This is a genomic window from Armatimonadota bacterium (assembly GCA_031459855.1).
GTDB lineage: Bacteria > Sysuimicrobiota > Sysuimicrobiia > Sysuimicrobiales > Humicultoraceae > Fervidifonticultor > Fervidifonticultor primus.
Genome location: JAVKHP010000001.1, coordinates 1709507 through 1729522, shown reverse-complemented (window position 1 = coordinate 1729522; position 20016 = coordinate 1709507). Strand labels below are relative to the sequence as shown.

At 71.3% G+C, this 20016-nt stretch carries 15 protein-coding genes and 1 tRNA gene; 2 read left to right on the top strand and 14 right to left on the bottom strand.

Annotation, left to right across the window (positions count from 1 at the left end; translation table 11 throughout):
- Positions 1-78: 78 nt before the first annotated feature.
- A complete protein-coding gene (locus tag QN157_07865) occupies positions 79-2349 on the top strand; it encodes a xanthine dehydrogenase family protein molybdopterin-binding subunit (GenBank protein MDR7555507.1) in 2271 nt (756 codons plus the stop codon).
- A 1405-nt stretch (positions 2350-3754) separates the two neighbouring features.
- Positions 3755-3841: transfer RNA gene (locus tag QN157_07860), tRNA-Ser, on the top strand.
- Between the two features lie 377 nt (positions 3842-4218).
- Here the strand turns inward: QN157_07860 and QN157_07855 are convergent.
- From QN157_07855 to QN157_07790, 14 genes are all read right to left on the bottom strand, one after another.
- Complete coding sequence (locus QN157_07855) at positions 4219-4605, bottom strand: hypothetical protein (protein ID MDR7555506.1); 387 nt, start codon at positions 4603-4605, stop codon at positions 4219-4221.
- A 509-nt stretch (positions 4606-5114) separates the two neighbouring features.
- Entirely contained in the window at positions 5115-6818 is a 1704-nt protein-coding gene (locus QN157_07850) for a thiamine pyrophosphate-binding protein (GenBank protein MDR7555505.1), read from the bottom strand.
- A 57-nt stretch (positions 6819-6875) separates the two neighbouring features.
- A complete protein-coding gene (locus tag QN157_07845) occupies positions 6876-8120 on the bottom strand; it encodes an MFS transporter (GenBank protein MDR7555504.1) in 1245 nt (414 codons plus the stop codon).
- Positions 8121-8139: 19 nt separating this feature from the next.
- Positions 8140-9060, bottom strand: a complete 921-nt coding sequence (locus QN157_07840; protein ID MDR7555503.1) for a dihydrodipicolinate synthase family protein — start codon at positions 9058-9060, stop codon at positions 8140-8142.
- Positions 9061-9174: 114 nt separating this feature from the next.
- Positions 9175-10560: an aspartate aminotransferase family protein gene (locus QN157_07835; GenBank protein ID MDR7555502.1), complete on the bottom strand. Its 1386-nt coding sequence runs from the start codon at positions 10558-10560 to the stop codon at positions 9175-9177.
- 22 nt (positions 10561-10582) lie between these two features.
- Positions 10583-11485: an ABC transporter permease gene (locus tag QN157_07830; protein ID MDR7555501.1), complete on the bottom strand. Its 903-nt coding sequence runs from the start codon at positions 11483-11485 to the stop codon at positions 10583-10585.
- Entirely contained in the window at positions 11485-12402 is a 918-nt protein-coding gene (locus QN157_07825) for an ABC transporter permease (protein MDR7555500.1), read from the bottom strand. Before QN157_07825 ends, QN157_07830 begins: the two co-directional genes overlap by 1 nt.
- Positions 12403-12440: 38 nt before the next feature.
- Entirely contained in the window at positions 12441-13955 is a 1515-nt protein-coding gene (locus tag QN157_07820; GenBank protein MDR7555499.1) for an ABC transporter substrate-binding protein, read from the bottom strand.
- 67 nt (positions 13956-14022) lie between these two features.
- Positions 14023-14826 (bottom strand): SDR family NAD(P)-dependent oxidoreductase, encoded by an 804-nt coding sequence (locus tag QN157_07815; GenBank protein MDR7555498.1) that lies wholly within the window; start codon positions 14824-14826, stop codon positions 14023-14025.
- Complete coding sequence (locus QN157_07810) at positions 14823-15734, bottom strand: MurR/RpiR family transcriptional regulator (protein MDR7555497.1); 912 nt, start codon at positions 15732-15734, stop codon at positions 14823-14825. The genes QN157_07815 and QN157_07810 overlap by 4 nt, the downstream gene beginning before the upstream one ends.
- Before the next feature lie 19 nt (positions 15735-15753).
- Complete coding sequence (locus QN157_07805) at positions 15754-16284, bottom strand: DNA-binding protein (protein ID MDR7555496.1); 531 nt, start codon at positions 16282-16284, stop codon at positions 15754-15756.
- 26 nt (positions 16285-16310) lie between these two features.
- Entirely contained in the window at positions 16311-17654 is a 1344-nt protein-coding gene (locus QN157_07800) for an aspartate aminotransferase family protein (GenBank protein ID MDR7555495.1), read from the bottom strand.
- Complete coding sequence (locus QN157_07795; GenBank protein ID MDR7555494.1) at positions 17651-18679, bottom strand: FAD-dependent oxidoreductase; 1029 nt, start codon at positions 18677-18679, stop codon at positions 17651-17653. Before QN157_07795 ends, QN157_07800 begins: the two co-directional genes overlap by 4 nt.
- The gene (locus tag QN157_07790; protein MDR7555493.1) at positions 18676-19998 is read right to left on the bottom strand and encodes an FAD-dependent oxidoreductase; all 1323 of its coding nucleotides are present in this window, start codon (positions 19996-19998) and stop codon (positions 18676-18678) included. The genes QN157_07795 and QN157_07790 overlap by 4 nt, the downstream gene beginning before the upstream one ends.
- Positions 19999-20016: the final 18 nt, after the last annotated feature.

Below are 20016 nucleotides of genomic sequence, written 5' to 3'. Positions count from 1 at the left end.
ACGCAGCGGCGCGCAGCGCATGTTGTTGTGGGGACCCCGGTGTTCCCATCCGTGATTCCGCTACTCTGCAGATCCACCGTGGAGCGTGATGCAATGGCCCTGGTGATCGGCAAGCCCCACAAGCGCACCGACGGCCGGGAGAAGGTCACCGGCGCGATGCAGTACACCGAAGACCTCCGGCTGCCGGGCATGCTGCACGCCCGCCTGCTGACCAGCCCGCACCCGCGGGCACGCATCGTCGAGATCCCGCGCGCGGCGGCGCTGGCCGTGCCCGGCGTCGTCGCCGTGGTCACCGCCGACGACCTGGCGCGCATCGGCCAGGCCCGGCGCGAGCTGGCCAACGGCCGCACCGCCTACACCGGCCAGCCCGTCGCGGTCGTGGTGGCCGCCTCGGAAGCCGCCGCAGCCGACGGGGTGGAGGCGCTGCGGGCGGCGGCACGCTTCGAACCGCTGCCCGCGGTGCTGACCATCGACGAAGCGCTGGCGCCGGGCGCGCCGCTGGTGCAGGAGGCCGTGGAGTTCGAGGAGGGCGACGCGCAGGCCCACGCCACCGTCGAGGTGCAGGAACAGCACGCCGAGACCCCGGGCAACGTGACCAACCGCGTGACCTTCACCCGGGGTGACGTCGCGGCCGGGCTCGCGCAGGCCGAGGTCGTGGTCAGGCGCACCTACACCACCGCGCGCGTCCACCAGGGGTACCTCGAGCCCCATGCCACCGTCGCCACCGTCGATCCCGCAACAGGTGACGTGACGATCTACACCGCCACCCAGGGGCAGTTCTACGTGCGGCGCGAGACCGCGAAGGTCCTGGGGCTCCCCGAGGCGCAGGTCCGCGTGGTGCCCATGCACGTGGGCGGCGGCTTCGGCGGGAAGATCCTGCTGCACCAGCCGCTGGTCGCCGCGCTGGCGCTGCTGCTGCGCCGACCCGTGCGCCTGGTGCTCACGCGCATGGAGGACTTCCTGACCACCACCCCCGCCCCGGCCACCGTGATCGACCTGGAACTCGGCGCCCGGCGCGACGGCACCCTGGTGGCGCTGCGCGGCCGCGTGCTGATGGACGCCGGCGCCAGGCCCGGCGCGCCGCTCGCCACGGGCGGCATCCTGCTGGGCGGGTACTACCGGGTGCCGCACCTGGCGATCGAGTGCCTCGAGGTGCTCACCAACAAGCCGCCGGTGGGCGCCTACCGGGCGCCCGCTGCACCGCAGGCGACGTTCGCCATCGAGTCGGCCATGGACGAACTTGCCCGGCGCCTGGACATCGACCCGGTGGCGCTGCGCCTCAAGAACGCCTCGCGGCCCGGCGACCCGATGCCCAACGGCCGGCCGTGGGCGAAGATGGGCCTGCGCGAGGTGCTCGAGGTCCTGGAGGCCCATCCCCTCCGCCACCGGCCGAAGGCGCCCGACGAGGGGGTCGGCGTCGCGGTGGGCGGATGGCTGGGCGGCATCGAGTCGGCCTCGGCGTGCGTGCGCGCCAACACCGACGGCACGTTCGAGGTCGTGGTCGGCGCGGTGGACATCACCGGTACCCTCACCACCATGGGCTTGATCGCCGCCGAGGTGCTGGGGCTGCCGCCCGAGCGGGTCCGCGTCCGCACCGCGGACACCAGCCAGGCGCCCTACGCGGGCATGTCCGGTGGCAGCAAGATCACCTACACGGTCGGCACCGCCGTCCGCCTGGCAGCCGAAGACGCGCGGCGCCAGATCCTCCAGATCGCGGCCAGCCACCTCGAGGCGCGGGTCGACGACCTTGAGCTGCGGGACGGCCAGGTGGTCGTCAAAGGGACGCCCACGGCCGCGGTCAGCCTGGCCGAGATCGCCGCCATGAGCATGCGCTTTGGCGCCCAGTACGCGCCAGTCTTCGGGGTGGGCAACACCGTGATCACCCGGCAGTCGCCGGGCTTCGCCGGGCACCTGGTCCGGCTACGGGTCGACCGCGAGACCGGCGAGGTACAGGTCACCGACCACGTGGTCGTCCAGGACGTGGGCCGAGCCCTCAACCCCCCGGCGGTCGAGGGCCAGATGATCGGGGGCGCCGCGCAGGGCATCGGCTGGGGGCTGCTGGAGCGCGTGGTCTACGACGGGGCCGGGGCGCTGGTGACGGCCACGTTTGCCGACTACCCTCTCCCCCGGGCGACCACTGTGCCCCGGGTGGAGACCGTGATCGTCGAAGTGCCCTCCGACGAGGGGCCGTTCGGGGCCAAGGGGGTCGGGGAGCCGCCGGTGGTAGCGGGCGCGGCGGCGATTGCGAACGCGGTGGCCGACGCCACAGGGGTGCGCGTCGCCTCGCTGCCGGTGGCGCCGGCGCGGCTGGCCCGTGGGCTTCCGATGGCAGGGGCGAAAGGGTCCTAACCTGGCGACGAACGGGGGGCGCGACGCAACGGCAGGTGCCTCCAACGCCGGGCGCGGGAGGACGAGGGGGCGCCCCGCTGGCAGTAGACATGGCAGCGATCAACTGGGATTACGATCCCACGATCATGTGCGGCGGAGCGTCCAACTGTGGCGTACGCTGGAGCGGGGCCTACTTCGGTGTGAACCTCACGGCTCCATAGGCAGCAGCGTCGCGGTCTGGTCTCGCAATGGGAGCCAGGACCCATTCCGGTCCTGGCCCTGGCTTGCAGAGGGGGTGGTTCTCCAGGCGCCTGACATCCGGAGCCGTGCCCAGGTTCAGATAGATCCGAAACACCCTGACTGAGGATGTTGAAGCTCAAGCGCCGTTTCAAGCCGGTCCGCCGGGGCTATACTGGCCCTATGAATGTCCAGGAGATCGTGCTCCCGGAAGGCCGCAGGGTGCGGATGGGCCCTCGCTGTCGCGGGAGGCTCGGCAGCGCCTGCGGTGGATGGACTTCTATCTGGCCCATGGCGGGAACGCCCGGCTGACCTGTCGGCACTTTGGGATCAGTCCGGCGACGTTCTACCGGTGGTGGCGTCGGTATCACCCGCGGCGGCTGGAGAGCCTGGAGGACGAGCGGCGGACCCGACGGCCGCGGCGGGTGCGGCAGCCCCAGACACCGCCTGCGCTGGTGGGGCGGATCCGAGCGCTACGGGAGGCCTATCCCCGGTGGGGGAAGGCGAAGCTGGCCTGGCTGCTGCAGCGGGAGGGCTGGGTGGTCTCGGCGTCGACGGTGGGCCGGACGTTGAGCCGGCTGCGGGCAGTGGGACAGCTCCGGGAACCGGCGGTGGTGCGGGTGCAGCAGCTTCGACGCCAGCGTCGGAGCCGGCGGCGGCGCTGGGCGCAGCGGAAGCCCTGGGACTACGTCCCCCGGGCGCCGGGGGATCTGGTGCAGATCGACAGCACGCCGATCGAGGTCCGGCCGGGGCTGCGGCGGATTCACTTCACGGCCACCGATGTCGTCAGCCGCACGGGGGTGCTGGCAGCCCACGCGCAGGGCAGCAGCCGGGCGGCGGCATGGGTGCTGCGGAAGGCGTTGCCCCGGTTGGGGTTCCCGGTGCGGGCGATCCAGATCGACGGAGGCAGTGAGTTCAAGGCGCGGTTCGAGGAGGCGTGCAAGGCCCTGGGGAGTCGGCTGTTCGTGCTGCCGCCCCGGAGCCCGAAACTGAACGGCCATGTCGAGCGCGCCCACCGGACGGTGCAGGAGGAGTTCTACGACCTGGTAGAGGTGCCCGACTCCCTGGCTGAGCACAATGCCCTGCTCCAGGCCTGGGAGCAGGTCTACAACACCGTCCGGCCTCACCAGGCCCTTCAGTACCAAACACCGCAGGAGTACGTCACCCGCTGGCAAACCCAGCAGCGAAAGGAGGAAAGTGTTTCGGAGCTACTGAGCCAGTACAACCTGGTTTGCAACCAGGGGGGTCGGGGGTTCGAATCCCCTCGTCTCCACCAGCCAAGAACCGTTCAGAATCAGCATTCCAGCCGTCATCCTCGCAAAAAGGCCCATACACCAAGGGTTTTGGGCATCCTGATGGCGCAAGTGCGCATGCAGTGGGCATTCTAGCCGGCGCTCTCAGGCACAGCTTGAAGCCCTCTAGAGGCTCTACTGCAGCCAAACTGCAGCCAATCGAGCATGACAGCGGGAGAGGCGAACGAGGATGAACCTGAGGCACGTTCAACGGGTACGCCGCGCCATGGCCCTGCGGGACGCCTCTGCCGACCATGCGCGTCATCGGCTGCGCCGAAGCCACTCTCCAGGCCTACACCTGGTGGCTACGCCGCCTGACCGCCGAGGCGGACGAGGTGACCGGCGCCAGGGGACCCAACGGTCAGCAGATGCCGTAGTCTACCCCGTAGATCAGTTCTCGCGTGGCCGTCAGCGCCTGGGCCGCCCACGCCACCACGTGGTCGTCGTGCCGGCCTAGCCGGTGATCCACGCGCCACCCGCTGGCAGTCTCCGAGACCTCCAGAGCGAGCAGTTCGCGTTGCAGGTCATTGTGGGGGAAGCAGCGCAGGTGACGGTCTTTGACGAGCTGGAGCAGGAGACCAAACAAGCGCCGTCGGCTCTCCGCCGTAAACGGGTGCTCCATGACCCTGACCGCTGCCCGATGGAGACGCTGTCCGAGCAGTGCAGCCTGATAGGGGTCTATGACGACTGATGCGCCAAAGATCTGGGCCAGCCCCGCCACCTCGGCCTCCACGTCCACCAGATCCACCGATGCTCCAGGCCGACCCGTCCACGTGCGGATGTCGTCTACGACAACATGGCCGGTCTGTTGATTCCTGTGCGCAACACAGGCTGCATTGCGATCGCGCACAAGCCCTAGGTCGAGGCCGATGGCATGGGCGACGTCGGCCGTGCGCTGGGCCGCCAGCCGCAGAGTGTGGTCGAAGATCGCGTCTACCTCGGCGGCTAGCAGGAAAGCCCCGGCACCCTCGACCCACCGTGACTCGTGGAGCCGCGCGAATACGTGAGGGGGGGAGCGTCCGACGCTGCTGTGCCAGCCAGGTCTCGGAGATCCAGGATGCGCAGTGCTCACGGGTCGAGAAGTACCAGTCCGGTTCCTGCTGGGCGGCCTGCCGGACCTCCCAACAGATTGAGGTGGCGCTTGAGCTTCAACATCCTCAGTCAGTCAGGGTGTTTCGGATCTATCTGAACCTGGGCACGCCAGGCGACGCGACCGGACGCGACGGGCGCGACCGACGCGACCAGGGGCCCTATGGCCTACAGCTCTCTTTCCCGGATCGCGTCATATCGTGTGACCGGCGCGATCGCGTCCTTGTCGATAATCGCGTCGATCACCACCGGCCGGCCGGCCGCGAGCGCCCGCCCAAACGCCTGGCGGAACTCCGCCGGAGTGCGCACCCGGACCCCGTCAGCCCCGAACGCGCGCGCCACGGCGCCGTGATCCACGTCCGCAAAGTCGTCCACCTCGAACACGGGGTCGCCGTAGAGCAGCTTCTGGATGTGGTACTCGAAGGCGAGGGAGCTGTTGTTCAGCACGATGACGATTACCGGCAGCCGCAGCCGCACGGCGGTCTCGAGCTCGCCGACGTGGTAGCCGAAGCCGCCGTCGCCGGTCACCGCCACGATAGGCCGCGATGGGGCGGCCAGCTTCGCGCCGAGGCTGGCCGGGAACGCCCAGCCCAGCGACCCGTCTGACCGCACGAACCCGCGGCCGGCGGTGCGCACCTCGTAGAGCGCGCCGACCCACGCGGCGGCGTAGCCCGTGTCGGCGAGCAGCAAGCCTTCGGGCGGCATGACGTCCTGCAGCGCCTGGACCAGCGCCTCGGGCCGCATCGGCATGCCATCGCGCGAGGCCACCTCGGCGAACCTCCGCTGCCAAGCCGCCTTCTCCTCCAGAGCCTGTCCGGCCCAGCGCGCGCGGTCGTCTCGATGGCGGTCGAGCTCGCGCGCGCTGTCCAGGGCCGCGAGCAGGTCCTCCAGGAAGGTCCGCGCGTCGGCCTGGGCGCCGATGGCCGTGGAGAAGTTGTGACCGATGGCTTCGGGGTCGATGTCGGCGTGGATGACGGTGCACTCTGGTCCGACCAGCCGGTACGAGTCGGTCACCAGGCCGCCAAGCCGGCTGCCGACCGCAAGGATCACGTCGGCGTCCTGCATGCAGCGGTTGGCGTACGTGCGCGAGTAGCGGCCCACGGTGCCCATGGCGAGCGGGTGGTCCTCTGGGATCGCGCCCTTGCCGGCCAGGCTGGTCACCAGTGGCGCGCCTAGGCGCTCGATCAGGGTGAGCAGCTCGGCATAGGCACCAGAGGCGTGCACCCCGTTGCCGGCCAGGATCACCGGGCGCGCCGCCCGCGCGAGCAGCCGCGCCGCCAGGGCTACGGTCTCGGCCGGTGCCTTCGGGCGGTGCAGCGGGAACCGCAGCGACCGCGGCAGGGCGCGGCGGGAGGGGGCGGGATCTTCGCCGTCGTAGGGCGCGCCGGTGAGGTCGTTGGGGATCCCGATGTACACCGGGCCGGGATTCCCGGTGACCGAGCGCAGCAGCCCGGCCCGGATCAGGTGCGGGATCTGCGCGGGGATGGCTGCCTCGGCCTGCCACTTGGTCACGGGCGCGAAGAGCGGCAGCTGGTCGAGCTCCTGGTACTCGAAGCGGTACCGGTGGGGCCGCCGCATGGTCGAGAGCAGGGCGACCACGGGGCTCGATGACCACCACGGCTCGGCCAGGCTGCCTGCGACGTTGGCGGCACCCGGGCCGTACTGCCCGTAGACGCAGGCCGGCTCCTGCGTGAGGCGCGCGTACGCGTCGGCCATGTAGACCGCGGCGTGCTCGCTGCGGGCCAGCACCTGGTGGATGCCCGCGCGCTTGAAGCTCACCCAGAGCGCGTGGTCGCCTCCGGTGAGCAGGAAGAAGTGCCGGACGCCCAGGTGCTTCAGCTCATCGGTGATGATCTCGGCGCACGTCGCCACCACGCGACCTCCTCGACTGGCTCGTCTCCGAACGCCATTCAACCTCCTCGAACCCGCTCAATTGCCGAACGCCATCGCGGCCGCGGGCCGCGGCCGCTCGACCTGACGCCACCAGAGCGCCACGCCGGTCGCCAGCCCGGCCAGCATGAGCATGGCCGCCAGCATGGCGCTGGTCACGCCCGCCGTGGCGGCGAGCACACCCAGTCCCACCGCCCCTGTCGCCCGGCCGATCACGAGCGCGGTGCCCTCAACGCTCAGCCCCAGGTCGCGCTGCTCGTCGCGCGTCGAGTTGGCGACCAGGGTCTTCGCGGCCGGCTCGCCGACCCCGCCGCCGGTCCCCGAGACCAGCGCCGCGAGCGCCAGCCACCACCACTGCCCGGCTAGCGCGAATGCCGTGAGCCCGCCCAGGTCGAGTGCGAACCCCGCGGCGACGATTGCGCTGAGGGGCAGGCGCCGGTTGAGCGCCGGGAACAGGAACCGCATGAGCACGGTCGTCGCCTTGCGCATCGTGATCAGGGCACCGATCGCGGCGATGGGCAACCCCGCCGCGTGGAGCTGCAGCGGGATGAAGACCGTGGACGCGCCGTCGACGGTCTGGTTGATGAAGCTGCCGGCGCATGAAGCGGCCACGGGCCTGTGGCGCAGCATCGCCAGGGCCCGCCGGCCCGCGCGCGCGGCGCCCAACAGCAGAAGCTCGCCCGCGGCCGTCCGGCCGGTCCAGCGCGGCAGCATCCAGACCACGGCGAATGAAGCCACCATCAGGAACCCCACCAGGGCAAATGGCGCCCGCATCCCCCAGGCATCGGCTGCTGCGCCGCCCGCCAGCGGGCCGACCAGGAGCCCCAGGCCGCTGACGCCCATCCCGAACCCGACGACCGCGGCGTTCTGCTGCGGCATCGCCAGGTCGGTCAGGTAGGCCCACTGCACCGGCCAGAACGACGCCGTAGACGCGCCCCACAGCACCTGCGCCAGGAACAGCCAGCCGATCGACGGGGCCAGGACGAAGAGCGCGGCGGCCAGCATCCCGCCCACGAAGCAGACCAGCAGCACCGACCGGCGTCCCACGACGACCGCCATCGCGCCGGCTGGGATACGGACCAGGGCCGAGACGGCTTCCTGCGTCGCGAGCAGCGTCCCGGCGATCGCCGGCCCCGCGCCGAGCGCCACGGCGAGCAGCGGGACGACCGGGCGCAGCATGTACGACGAGAGCGCCTCGGTGAAGAGCAAGACCAGCAGGCGCCACGCCTCGCCCTCGCGACCCGGCCGGGCGCGGATCGGCAGGGCCGGCGTCCAGGCCGGCATCAGCGCCGGGGCCGCGCGATCACGCCCGCGCGGCCGCGCCTTGCAGAATTCCCAGCTCGATCATGTGCTGGCGCAGCTTCTCGGTGGCCTGCCGATCGAGCGGCAGCACCGGCGCCCGCGGCACGCCCGCGGGCAGGCCGAGCATCTTCATCGCCGCCTTCAGCGATGCCGGCCAGGTGCCGATCCCGAAGAGCACAGGGTACATCGCGGTGGCCGTGTACGCTAGCGGCCGCGCGCGCTCCAGGTCGCCGGCCCGCGCGGCCTCGTAAAGTTCGACGCCCCTGGGCCCGAGCAGCTCGAGGGGGCCCGAGCTGATGAAGCCCTTCGCGCCCATGATCAGGCCGGGCAGTATGAACGGCGCCGGCCCGACGAACACCGTCGCGTCGTCGCCGACCTGCCTGATGAGCATGATCAGGTGCGCCAGGTCGCGCACGCTCTCCTTGACGCCCACGACCCGCTCGTGGCGAGCTAGCTCGACCGTGATGTCCAGGGTCAGGTTGATCTGGGTGCGGCGCGGGTTGTTGTAGACGAGGACCGGGCACCCGGCGCCGTCGAGCACCGCGCGGTAGCGCGTCAGCGTCTCGTCGCGGGTTGCGGTCGTCACCAGGAAAGGCGGCTCCACCATGATGCCGTCGGCCCCGGCGTCGAGCACCTGGTGGGCCTCCTCGATGATCTCGGCCGGCGCCACAGCGTCGATGCCCACCACCACCGGCAACCGATCGCCGAAGACCCCGCGGGCGAGCCGCACCAAGCGCGACCGCTCGCCGGCCCGCAGCGCCCACGACTCGCCGTTGTGGCCGGCGATGACCAGTCCGTGGATCCCCCACTCGGTGAAGCGCTCGACGATGGTCGAGAAGCCCTTCTCGTCGATCCGTCCGTCCTCATCAAACGGTGTGATGATGGCCGCGAAGACCCCTTCCCACGGCAGCCCTCTCCCCATTCGACTCCCTCCCCTGTGTACGACCTGACCTCCGTCCCCGCGCATGATTCTGAACCGAGTGCGACCCTGTCGGCGTGCGCGCGGTTCCGCGCGCGACTGGCCTCCGTCGTGCCCCTACACCGTCATCCGCCCGGGCATCCGGGCTTCCACCTCCTCGATCGCCTCGTCCAGGATCTGCAGCCCTGTCTCGAGCTGCACCTCGGTGATGACAAGCGGCGGCGAGAACTTCAGCACGTTGCCCAGCCGCCCGCCGCGGTTGTTGATGAGCAGCCCCCGCCGCAGGGCGCCGGCCACGACGGCCGCGGCCTCGGCCGCCGCCGGCGCCTTCGTCTCACGATCGGTGACGAGCTCGATCGCCTGCATCATGCCCAGCCCGCGCACGTCGCCGATGAGCGGGTGCCGGCCGGCCAGCCGCTGCAGGGCGGCGTAGAACCGCTCGCCCAGCGCCGCCGCGCGCGGCACCAGGCCCAGCCGCTCGATCTCGCCGATCGAGGCCAGCGCGGCAGCGCATCCCAGGGGATGGCCCAGGAAGGTGCTCGTCTGCAACATCGGCCGCCAGTGGCGCATGACCTCGTGGGTGCCGATGACCGCCGAGATCGGCAGCCCGCTGGCCATGCCCTTGCCGCACACCATCAGGTCGGGCGTCACGTCGCTGTGCTCGCAGGCGAACCACCGGCCGGTGCGACCGAAGCCGGTGATGATCTCGTCGGTGATGAGCAGGATGCCGTGGCGGTCGCACAGCGCCCGCAGGCCCCGCAGGAACGACGGCGGCGGGACGATCCAGCCGCCGTTGCCCTGCACGGGCTCGACGATCATCGCGGCGATGCCGACCAGGCCACTCGCAGGATTGTCCATCAGGTCGGCGATGTACGCCAGGCACCGGTCGGTGCACTCCTGCGGTGTCCCGCCGAATACGCTGCGGTACGCGTAGGGGAACGGCAGGTGCGTGGCGTTGGCGAGCACGGGCGCGAACGGCGCGCGAAACTTGCGGTTCGCCGAGAGGCTGGTGCCGGCCAGGCCCTTCCCGTGGTAACCGTCCTGGAAGGCCAGGAAGCGCGTGCGACCGGTGGCGAGCACCGCGGTCTTCAGCGCGACGTCGATGGCCTCCGAGCCGGTAGTCGTCAAGTGCACGACCTCGAGCGGTCTCGGGACCAGAGCCGCGAGCCGCTCCACCAGCTCGACGCGGCGGTCGGACGCGTTGAGCACGCCCTGGGCGTGCAGCAGGCGGTCGGCCTGCTCCTTGACCGCCGCGACGATGGCCGGGTTCCCGTGCCCGGCGATGGCCACCGAGAAGCCGGCGGTCCAGTCGATGAGCACGTTGCCGTCGGCGTCCTCAACGTTGGCGCCGCGGGCACGAGCCCACACGACCGGGACCTCGGGCGGCTCGGCCCACAGCGCCGCGGGCGACTCGACGGGCCGCAGCCGGTCGAGCAGCGCGCGGCTGCGCGGCCCCGGCGGAGTCACGCGGATCTCAGGGAGTCTGGTGCCGAGCTCGTCCATGGTCGTCTCCTCCGTCATGCCCTCACAGGGTGCGCGTCTGCGGGCTGAGCACATCCCGCGCCCAGTCGCCGATGAAGTTGATCGCCAGCACCGTCACCGCAATGGCCAGGCCGGGGAAGATGGCCAGCCACGGGGCCAGGCTGACGTAGCTCTTACCGTCGGCGAGCATCTGCCCCCACGACGGCGTCGGCGGCTGCACGCCGAGCCCGAGGAACGACAGCGTGGACTCTAGCAGGATCATGTGCGCCACCGCGAACGACGCGATGACCGTCGTCGTGGTCATCACGTGGGGGAGGATGTGCCGGAACACGATGCGCACGTCTGAGGCGCCGATCGCCCGCGCTGCCTCCACGAACTCCTGCGCCCGCAGCGACAGCACCTCGCCCCGCACCATGCGCGCGTAGGTGGGCCAGCCGCCGATGCCGAGCACCACGATGGTGTTGACCGTGCTGACGCCGACCACCGCGATGATGGCGATGGCCAGCAGCAGGAACGGGATCGAGAGCTGGCTGTCCACGATCCGCATCACGACCTCGTCAGTGAGCCCGCCCCGGAATCCCCCCACCAGCCCGGCCAGCACGCCGAGCGGTGCAGAGATGGCCACGGAGAGCATCCCCACGGCCAGCGAGATCCGGGCGCCGTAGAGCAGCCGCGTGAAGAGATCGCGGCCGAGCTGATCGGTCCCGAGCACATACCCGGGCTGGCCCCCGGCCCACGCCGGAGGCAGGAGGCGGTTGGTGGGGTCGGCGACGCGCGGGTTGTAGGTGGAGATCCAGGGCGCGCCGAGCGCGCCGACGACGGCGGCCGCGAAGATGACTAGGCCGACGATCCCCTTCAAGTGGCGCCGGAGGTGACGGGCCACCGGCCGGGGCCGTCGGATGCCGGCACCCGCGGGCGCGGTGATGACGACGACAGACCTGCTCATCAGTCGTACCGGATCCTGGGATCCACGACGCCGTAGAGCACGTCCACAGCCAGATGGCTGAGGATGAAGGTCACCGCGGCCGCCAGCACGACGGCCTGCACGACCGGATAGTCGCGCGCGTACACGGACTCGACGGCCAGCCGGCCGATCCCCGGCCAGGCGAAGATGGTCTCGGTGACGACCGAACCGCCCATGAGCGTCCCGACCTCGATCCCCAGGATCGAGAGCAGCGGCAGCAGGCTGTTGCGCAGCGCGTGGTGGCGCACAACGGTCCAATAAGTCAGCCCTTTGGCTTTCGCGGTGCGGACGTAGTCGCGGGTGAGCACGTCGAGCATGGCGCCGCGCGTGAGCCGGGCCAGGCGCGCGGTGTGGAAGACGCCGAGGGTGATCGCCGGCAGCACCAGGTGCCCGAGCGTCCCATAGCCCGAGGTGTAGAACCACCCCAGGCGCAGCGGAAAGAGCAGGATAAGCATGATGCCCAGCCAGAAGGCGGGCACGGTCTGCCCGATGAGGGCGAGCACCATGCTCCCGTGATCCCACAGCGAGTGGGGCCGTGTGGCCGCGAAGACGCCCAGCGGGATGCCGCTGGCCACAGAGACGGCCAGGGCCGCCGCGGCGAGCTGCACCGTGGCGGGGAGGCGCTCGATCACCAGGTCGAGAGCCGGCTGGCGGTAGCGAAGCGACTCGCCGAGCCGGCCCTGAACCACATCAGCCAGGAACCGCGCGTACTGCACCAGTAGCGGCTGGTCGAAGCCATACGCCTTCCGCAGGCTCTCGATGTCGGCCGCGGTCGCCTCCGACCCGGCGAGCAGGTGCACGGGGTCGCCGCTAAGGCGGGCGATGAAGAACGTGATGGTGAGCACCCCCACCAGCACCACCGCCGCCTCGGCCAGGCGGAGCGTCAGCAGACGCCGCATCGCCGTCCGCCCTACCTCAGGGGCTCACCCCTCGACCCTCACTCCTGCCAGCCCAGGTCGTAGGCCCAGATGACCTCGATGGGCCGCTCGACCCACGTCAGGCTGGCGCTCATACCGAACAGCGAGAACTGGTTGAAGAGGAAGATGAAGGGCGCCTGCTCGTAGACATGCCGGTGCAGCACCCGGCCGGTCTCGACGCGCTGCCTGGGCTCCAGCGCGGCGAACCAAGCGTCGATCAACTCGTCCGTCTTCGAGTTCCGGTAGTAGAGCCCGCGCGTCCTGGAGTGGAGCAGCGTCCGGTAGTACAGCCCGGCCTCCGGGCTTGTCCCCCAGGTGAGCAGGTACATCTGGTACTTCTTTCCGAAGTACCCGTCCCAGAAGGCGGCCGCCTCCATCTGGACTAGTCTGACACGAATCCCCACGTTGCCCAGGTCGCTGGCGACGGACTCGACGACCTCTTTGGTCTTGAGCGATCCCTCCAGGCCGGGGACGAAGTTTAAGGTGACCTCGAACCCGTCGGCATAGCCGGCTTCGGCCAGGAGCCGCTTCGCCCTCCCGGGATCGTGGGGATAGGGCCTGAGCCGGGTGTCGAAACCCGGCGCCTGGGGGAACATCCCGCCGACGTTGGGCACGGCGTTCCCTTCCAGGATGCGGCTCACCAGGACGTCCTTGTTCACAGCGTAGTTCATCGCCTGCCGCACCCGCACGTCGGCCAGGGGCTTGAGGTTCGTGCCCGTGGCGTCCATGCCGATGTAGATCTGCCGCTGGCCGCGGCGGGCGACCGCGGTCTTGGGGTTGCGGGTCAGCACGGGCACCATCTCGGGCGGCATGGCCGTAACCAGGTGTACCTCGCCAGCCTGCAGGGCCGCGACCCGCGCGATCTCGTCCGGGATGGGCCGGTAGATCACGCGCTCGAATTGCGGCTTCTTCCCCCAGTAGTCGTTGAAGCGCTCGAAGACCAGCCGCTGGCCCCGCTGCCACTCCACCAGGCGCATGGCTCCGGTGCCGATAGCCTGCTTCTGGAGGGCCTGGGGATCGGTCTGCACGGCGCGGGGGGCGACGATGAAGCCGAACATCAGCGCGCTCGGCAGCGCCGCGAACGCGCCCTCGGTCTTGATGCGCACGGTCATGGGGTCGACGACCTCGACGCTCTGGGCGACCGAGAGCTGCCCGCGGCGCGGGCACCGGTTGGCCGGGTTCAGGCAGCGGTCAAGGCTGAACTTCACGGCGTCGGCGGTCAGCGGCTCGCCGTTGTGGAACTTCACGTTGGGCCGGAGCCTGAACTCCCAGGTTTGGTTGTCCAGGATCTTCCACGAGACGGCCAGGGCCGGTTCGTACTCGCCCTTCGTGCCCACCTTGACCAGCGTCTCGTAGACGGTGCCCGTCATGACCTGGTTGGTCACAAAGTCGCTGGTGGCATGCGGGTCCATGGACACGATGTCGCTGGGCACGGCGATGGTGATCTGGGTGGGCGGAGCGGCGTTGACCCTGGCGAGCAACAGCGTGGCGGCGAGCAGCGCGATCAGCGTCACAGTCACCAGCCTGCGCGGCATTCTTCCTCACCCCCTCCTGTATCTCCCCGTCCGGTGTCTCCCCGTTCGGGGGACGGTCGCGCGGTCTCTACGGTCCGGCGCCGGGCGCCTGCGGCCAGGCATCCCAGGGATTCTGAACGATGTATTTGCCTCCGGAAATGGCCATCACCGTGCCCGTGATGTACGCCGCCCGCTCGGAGGCCAGGAACGCCACGGCGTCGGCGACGTCCTCGGGCGTGCCGATCCGTCCCAACGCGATGTGCCGGGTGAGTTCGCCGGCACCCGCGGCCAGCATGTCGGCCATCATGTCCGTGGCGATGTCGCCGGGCGCATAGGCATTCACCGTGATGCCATAAGGCGCCAGCTCGCCCGCCCACGCCCGGGTCAGCGCCTCGACCGCCGCCTTGCTGGCCGCGTACACGCCGCGGTTGAGGCGCGGGTGCCAGGCAGCGTACGAGGACGCGTTGATGATGCGGCCCCACCGCTTCCGCATCATCCAGGGGGTGACCGCCTGGCAGGTGAAGAGCAGCGCCTTCACGTTGGTGGTCATGACCTCGTCCCAGTGATCGTCAGTCAGTTCGGCGAGCGACCGCCGGCTGGTGACGCCGGCGTTGTTGACCAGGATGTCCACCGGCCCGGCCCGGCACTCCACCGCGCGCACGGCTTCGTCAACCTGCCGCCGCACGGTCACGTCAGCCTGGACGACGACGACGTCGCCCAACGGCGCCAGCGCCCGGCGGCCGGCCTCCAGGCTCTCGGCGTTCCGGGACACGATCGCCACGCGGCAGCCGGCGCGCAGCAGCGCCGCGGCGATGGCGCGTCCCAGGCCCCGGCTCCCGCCCGTGACCAGGGCCACCTTCCCGGTCAGGCCGTAGTCGACCCCGGCGTTCACGGCTGGTGATACACCCCGTACTCCTTCCAGAGCTCCTCGAGCCGGCGCAGATTGCGCGTGGTGCGCGCCCGGTCGGCCATGCTCGTGGCGGCCAGCAGGGCGTTGATGATCGACAGCGGCGCCACGAACGAGTCGGTGTAGGCGGGCACAGTGTCGCGCGCCGCGAGCACCACATCGGCGTACTTGCTGAGGGGCGAGACGACGCTGTCGGTCAGCGCGATGATCTTGCACCTGCGCTCCCGCGCCGCGGCCAGCGCCTGCACGGTGGCCTTCGTGTAACGGGGGAAGCTGATGCCAACGACGACGTCCTCCCGGCCCAGGTGCACCAGGTGCTCCCAGACGTCCTGTGCCACGAAGCCGGCGACCTTCACGTTGCCCAGGATCCAGTCGAGGTTGAAGCCTAGGAACAGCGCCAGGGCCGCGGAGCTGCGGAGCCCGACGACCAAGATGCGCCGGGCGCCCCGCAGCATCGAGACCGCTGCATGGAACGCCTTCCGGTCCAGATCGCGCAGGGTGAGCCTGAGGTTCTCGATGTCGCCCTGCATCACGGCCGTCAGGATGTCTTCTTCGGAGCCGAGGGTGTCCGCCGAGCCGATGACCCGGTCGACGGTGGTGAGTCGACTCTTGACAATCTCCTGGAGGACGCCCTGCAGCTCGGGATAGCCGCCGTATCCCAGCGCCGTGGCAAACCGCACCACAGTGGACTCGCTGACCCCGACCGTCCGGCCGAGTTTCGCCGCGGTCAGGAACGCCGCGCGATCGTAGTGCTCAAGGATGTAGTCGGCAACCTGCCGGTACCCGTTGCTCATCTGGTCGAGCCGGTCCCGGATGCGCTGGATCAGGTCATCGTAGGCCGGGCGGGCCGGCTCCCACGTCGCGGCCGCCTTCGTTGCGCTCTCTCTCATCATCGCGATCCCTTCCTCGTGGTCATGTCGTGTCGGGAAAGAGCTCCTCGCCGAGGGTACCCGGGTCGCGGTCACGCCTCATCCTCACCTCCAGGACCTCGGCGAGCGCCAGCTCCCCAGCGGTCAGGACCTCCGCGCCGTCCACCAGGTGGCCGCCGTAGGCCACGCCGTCGGGCCGGCCCGTCGAGACCACGACGTGCGCGTGCACGAACGGCCGGCCGTCGGGCCACCGCGAGATGTTGCCCATGATCGACACCAGCTCGAGCGGGCCCTCAAGCGTGGTCCAGATGCGGTTGGAGTCGGTGATCGGCCACCGCTCCGGCGCCACCCGGACGTTGCGCAGCGTGACGCGGCGCAGGCTGGCCGCGCCGCCGAGGATCAGTGCGCCCGCCAGGCCTTCGGCCTCGGCGATCGCCTCGATCGCCCGCTTCACGTCTTCCCGAGGCGCGAGCCGGACGACCACGAGCCGGCCCAGTCGCCCCGAGGCCCAGCGCGTGCCCGTCTGAAACGCTGTCGCGGCCCCTGTCTGCTGCATGTTGGCTCCTCCGCTCATCCTCAGCTCCCCGCCCTTCGCGCGCTCTACGACTGCCCCGCCAGGACGGCCCGAGTTACGGCCCCCACGGCCTCGTCGAGTGCTCCGACGAGCTCGTCCAGCTCGGCCTCAGAGATCGTGAGGGGCGGGCCCACCAGCAGATGATCGCCATTGACCCCGTCGACGCCACCGGTGCCGGGATAGACCATGACCCCGCGCCGCATCGTCTCCGCGACGACCTGCTCGACCAGGCGCAGCGCCCGCGGGAACGGCTCCTTCGTCGCCCGGTCGCGGACGAACTCGACCCCCCACATCATGCCCATCCCGCGCACGTCGCCGACGATCCTCCACCGCCGCAGCACCTGGAGGCGTTGGCAGACCCCGGGGCCGAGGGCTGCGGCGCGCGACACGAGCCGGTGCCGGTCCATGTACTCCTGCACCGCGCACCCGGCCGCGCACGCCACCGGGTGCGCGCTGTAGGTGTGGCCGTGCACGAACCGGCCGGAGCCGCGCGCGAAGACCTCGCGGATCCGGTCGTGCACCAGCACGCCGGCCAGCGGCGCGTAGCCGGCGGCCATGCCCTTGCCCATCACCAGCATGTCGGGCGTCACGCCGAAGTGCTCGATGGCGAACTGCCGGCCGGTGCGCCCGAACCCGGTCATCACCTCGTCGGCGATGAAGAGCACGTCGTGGCGGTCGCAGATGCGGCGGATCTCCTCGAAGTACGCCCGCGTGCCCGCGACCGCGCCGGCCGCCGCGCCGACCACGGGCTCGGCGATGAAGGCGGCCACGCGCTGCGGCCCCGCCTCGACGATGGCGGCTTCCAGGGCCCGGGCCGCCCGGACGTCCCAGTCGGCGCAGTCCGGGCCGTAGGGCTGGCGGTAGGCGTTGCACGGCTCGATGTGCAGGAAGGGCAGCAGCAGCGGCTCGTACGGCCGGCGCCGGGGCCAATGCCCCGACGCGGACAGGGCGCCCAGCGTGTTGCCGTGGTACCCGTGCCAGCGGCCGATGATCAGGTGCTTGGGCGTCCCGGCGCCGTCGCGCTCGAGGAAGTACGCGCGCGCGAGCTTGAGCGCGGTCTCCACGGCCTCGGAGCCGCCAGAAGCGTAGTACACCGAGCGCAACCCCTGGGGTGCGCGCTCGGCCAGCAGCGCCGCCAGATGCAGCGCCGGCTCGGTAACGAAGTTCGAGATATGCGCGAAGGCCACCCGGCGCGCCTGCGCGGCCATCGCATCGGCGATCTCGGCGACCCCATGGCCGATGTTGGTGACGAGCGCGCCGGAGCACCCGTCCAGGTACCGCCGCCCGGTGTTGTCGTACAGGTAGACGCCTTCGCCGCGCACGATGGTCGGGTATGTCGCGCGCAGGTCCCGCCAGAAGATGTGGCTCACGCCGGGCCTCCTTTGAGCGCGGGGATGTGGGGCTCGCGGGCGGAGAAGCGCGCTGGATCGAAGGGCTCCAGCGGCAGATCGGGCCGCTCGCCGCAGAGCGCCTGCGTCAGCAGCCGCGTCCCGGCGCTGAGCCCGATGCCCTTGTCGCCGAACCCCGCCAGCAGCGCGAACCCCAACGGGGAGGGCACCAGGCCGATCGCCGCCCGCTCGTCGGGGCTGTAGGGCCGGATGCCGGCGAAGATGCGGATCACCCGCAGGTCACGGATGGCCGGGATGAAGCGCACGCCGCGGCGCAGGACCGGCGCCACCGCTTCGAGGATGACGCGGCGTTGCGCCTCGCCGGCCAGCTCGCACCGCCCGATCAGCAGGTTCCCGCTCGCCACCCTGGTCGCCAGGAACCGGACTGCATACCCGGTGCGGTCGTGGTGGTGGAGGACGACCGCTGCCTCGTTCCACGTCCCGACGCCGCGCGACGGCACCGGCTCGGTCACCACGAGCTGTCCCCACACCAGAGTGATGTCGAACGGCATGCCGGCCATACACGCCACCGCGCCCGCCGACGCGCGGGCGGCGTCGATGACGAGCCCGGTGGCGATGGGGTCGTGCGGCGTCTGGACCTCGACGACGCGGCCGCGCTCGACGCGGACGCGGGTCGCCGGCGTCTGCGTCCACACCTGACCGCCCATCCGGCGCACCGCCCGCAGGTACGCGCCGACGGCGAGCAGCGGGTTTACGTCCTCCGCCAGCATCACCCTGCCGCACCGCCGGAACTCCAGATCGGCGCTGAAGTCGGCTTCCGGCGACGCGTACATGGCCGCGGTCGCCATCGCCAGGCCGAACTCGGGCGAGAGCGGGTCGCGGTTGTGCGGCGCCAAGTTGGCGTTGGTGGCGGTGCTCGTGCCGCCCCCGACCTCACCGACCTCGACCACGTGCACGCGCCATCCCCTGCGCGCCATGAAGTACGCCGCGCCAGCGCCCCGGATGCCGGAGCCGACGATGACCCCGTAGGCCGTGGGCCGGCTCATTCCGTCCCCCGCAGCAGGGCCGCCAGCGGGATGGGACGCACCGGCGGCCGGTAGGTGATGGGCTGGACGCGGATGATGTCCTCACCCAGGATCTGCGCGACGGCCCGCGAGAGCAGCGGCCGGCAGGCCCGGCCCTGGCACTCGCCCATGCCCACCCGCGTGAGCCGCTTCACCTCGCCGGCCGTGCGTGCGCCCCACTCGATGGCCGCCTGCACCTTCGCCACCGGGACCTTCTCGCACCGGCAGAAGATCTGATCGGGATCGCGCAGCGCCGCCGCCACCGCGTCGGCTTCGAGTTCCGCCAGCACGGTCATCTCGCGCGCGACCTGCGCGGCTTCTTGCGATCTGGCCCGAACCAGCGCCTGCTCCAGCGCCTCGACCCGCGCCCCGCTGCCGCGGCCCAGGCGCAGTGCCGCCGCGGCGCCGGCCAGGCGACCCTCGGCCACCGCGGTGAGCGGCCCGCAGACAGCGCCGCACGCGCCGGCGGCGAACAGGCCGGCGACCGAGGTCTCCAGGCGCGCCGACCGCACCGGGATGTACCCGCCCAGGTCCGGCCGCCACTCCGTGGCGCATCCGGCCACCCCGAGGAGCTCGATGAGCGGCATCCGGCCTGTGGCCAGCACCAGGACATCGGCATCGATCCGGCGCCGCTCACCGTTGCGCTGCAGGATGACCGCTCTGAGGTACTCCTGCCCTTCTGCGGCCGCGACGCGCGCACCCTCGACGGCTGGGATGCCCGCGCCGGCCAGCGCCGCCCGCTCGTCGTCGGCCAGCGACGCTGCCTCCGCGAGGGCGGCGACCGTCAGGCCGCCGGCGCGCAGTGCTAGGGCCACGGGCACGCCGGCGCCGCCTGCGCCGGCCACCACGGCGATGCGGTCGCGCAGCGCGTCATGGAACGAGACGAGCCGCAGCGCCTCCTGGGCGTTGAGCACGTTCGGCGTCTCCCACCCCGGGAACGGCAGCGGCCTGTCCGCGGCGCCGGCGGCAACGACGATCGCCTGCGCGCGGACCTCCAGGTTCTCCCCGGGCGTGAGCACGCCGGCGCTGAGGTCCTCGAAGGCGGCCCACACCAGCGTCTCGGTCAGGATCGTGGCGCCGGCCGCGCGGGCGGCGTCGGCCAGCGCGCGCCGCAGGTCTGCGGCCGGCGCCGGCCCGGCGTCGGTCGCCACCGGCATCTGGCCCAGGCACGCCAGCACGCCGCCGGCGGTGCGGTGCTCGTCGGCCACCAGAACCTCGACGCCCGCCTCTGCAGCCTCGGTTGCGGCCGCCAGCCCGGCGGGTCCTCCGCCTGCCACCAGGAGTCCGGTCTCGATTGCCATCGCTTCGTCTAGTACCCT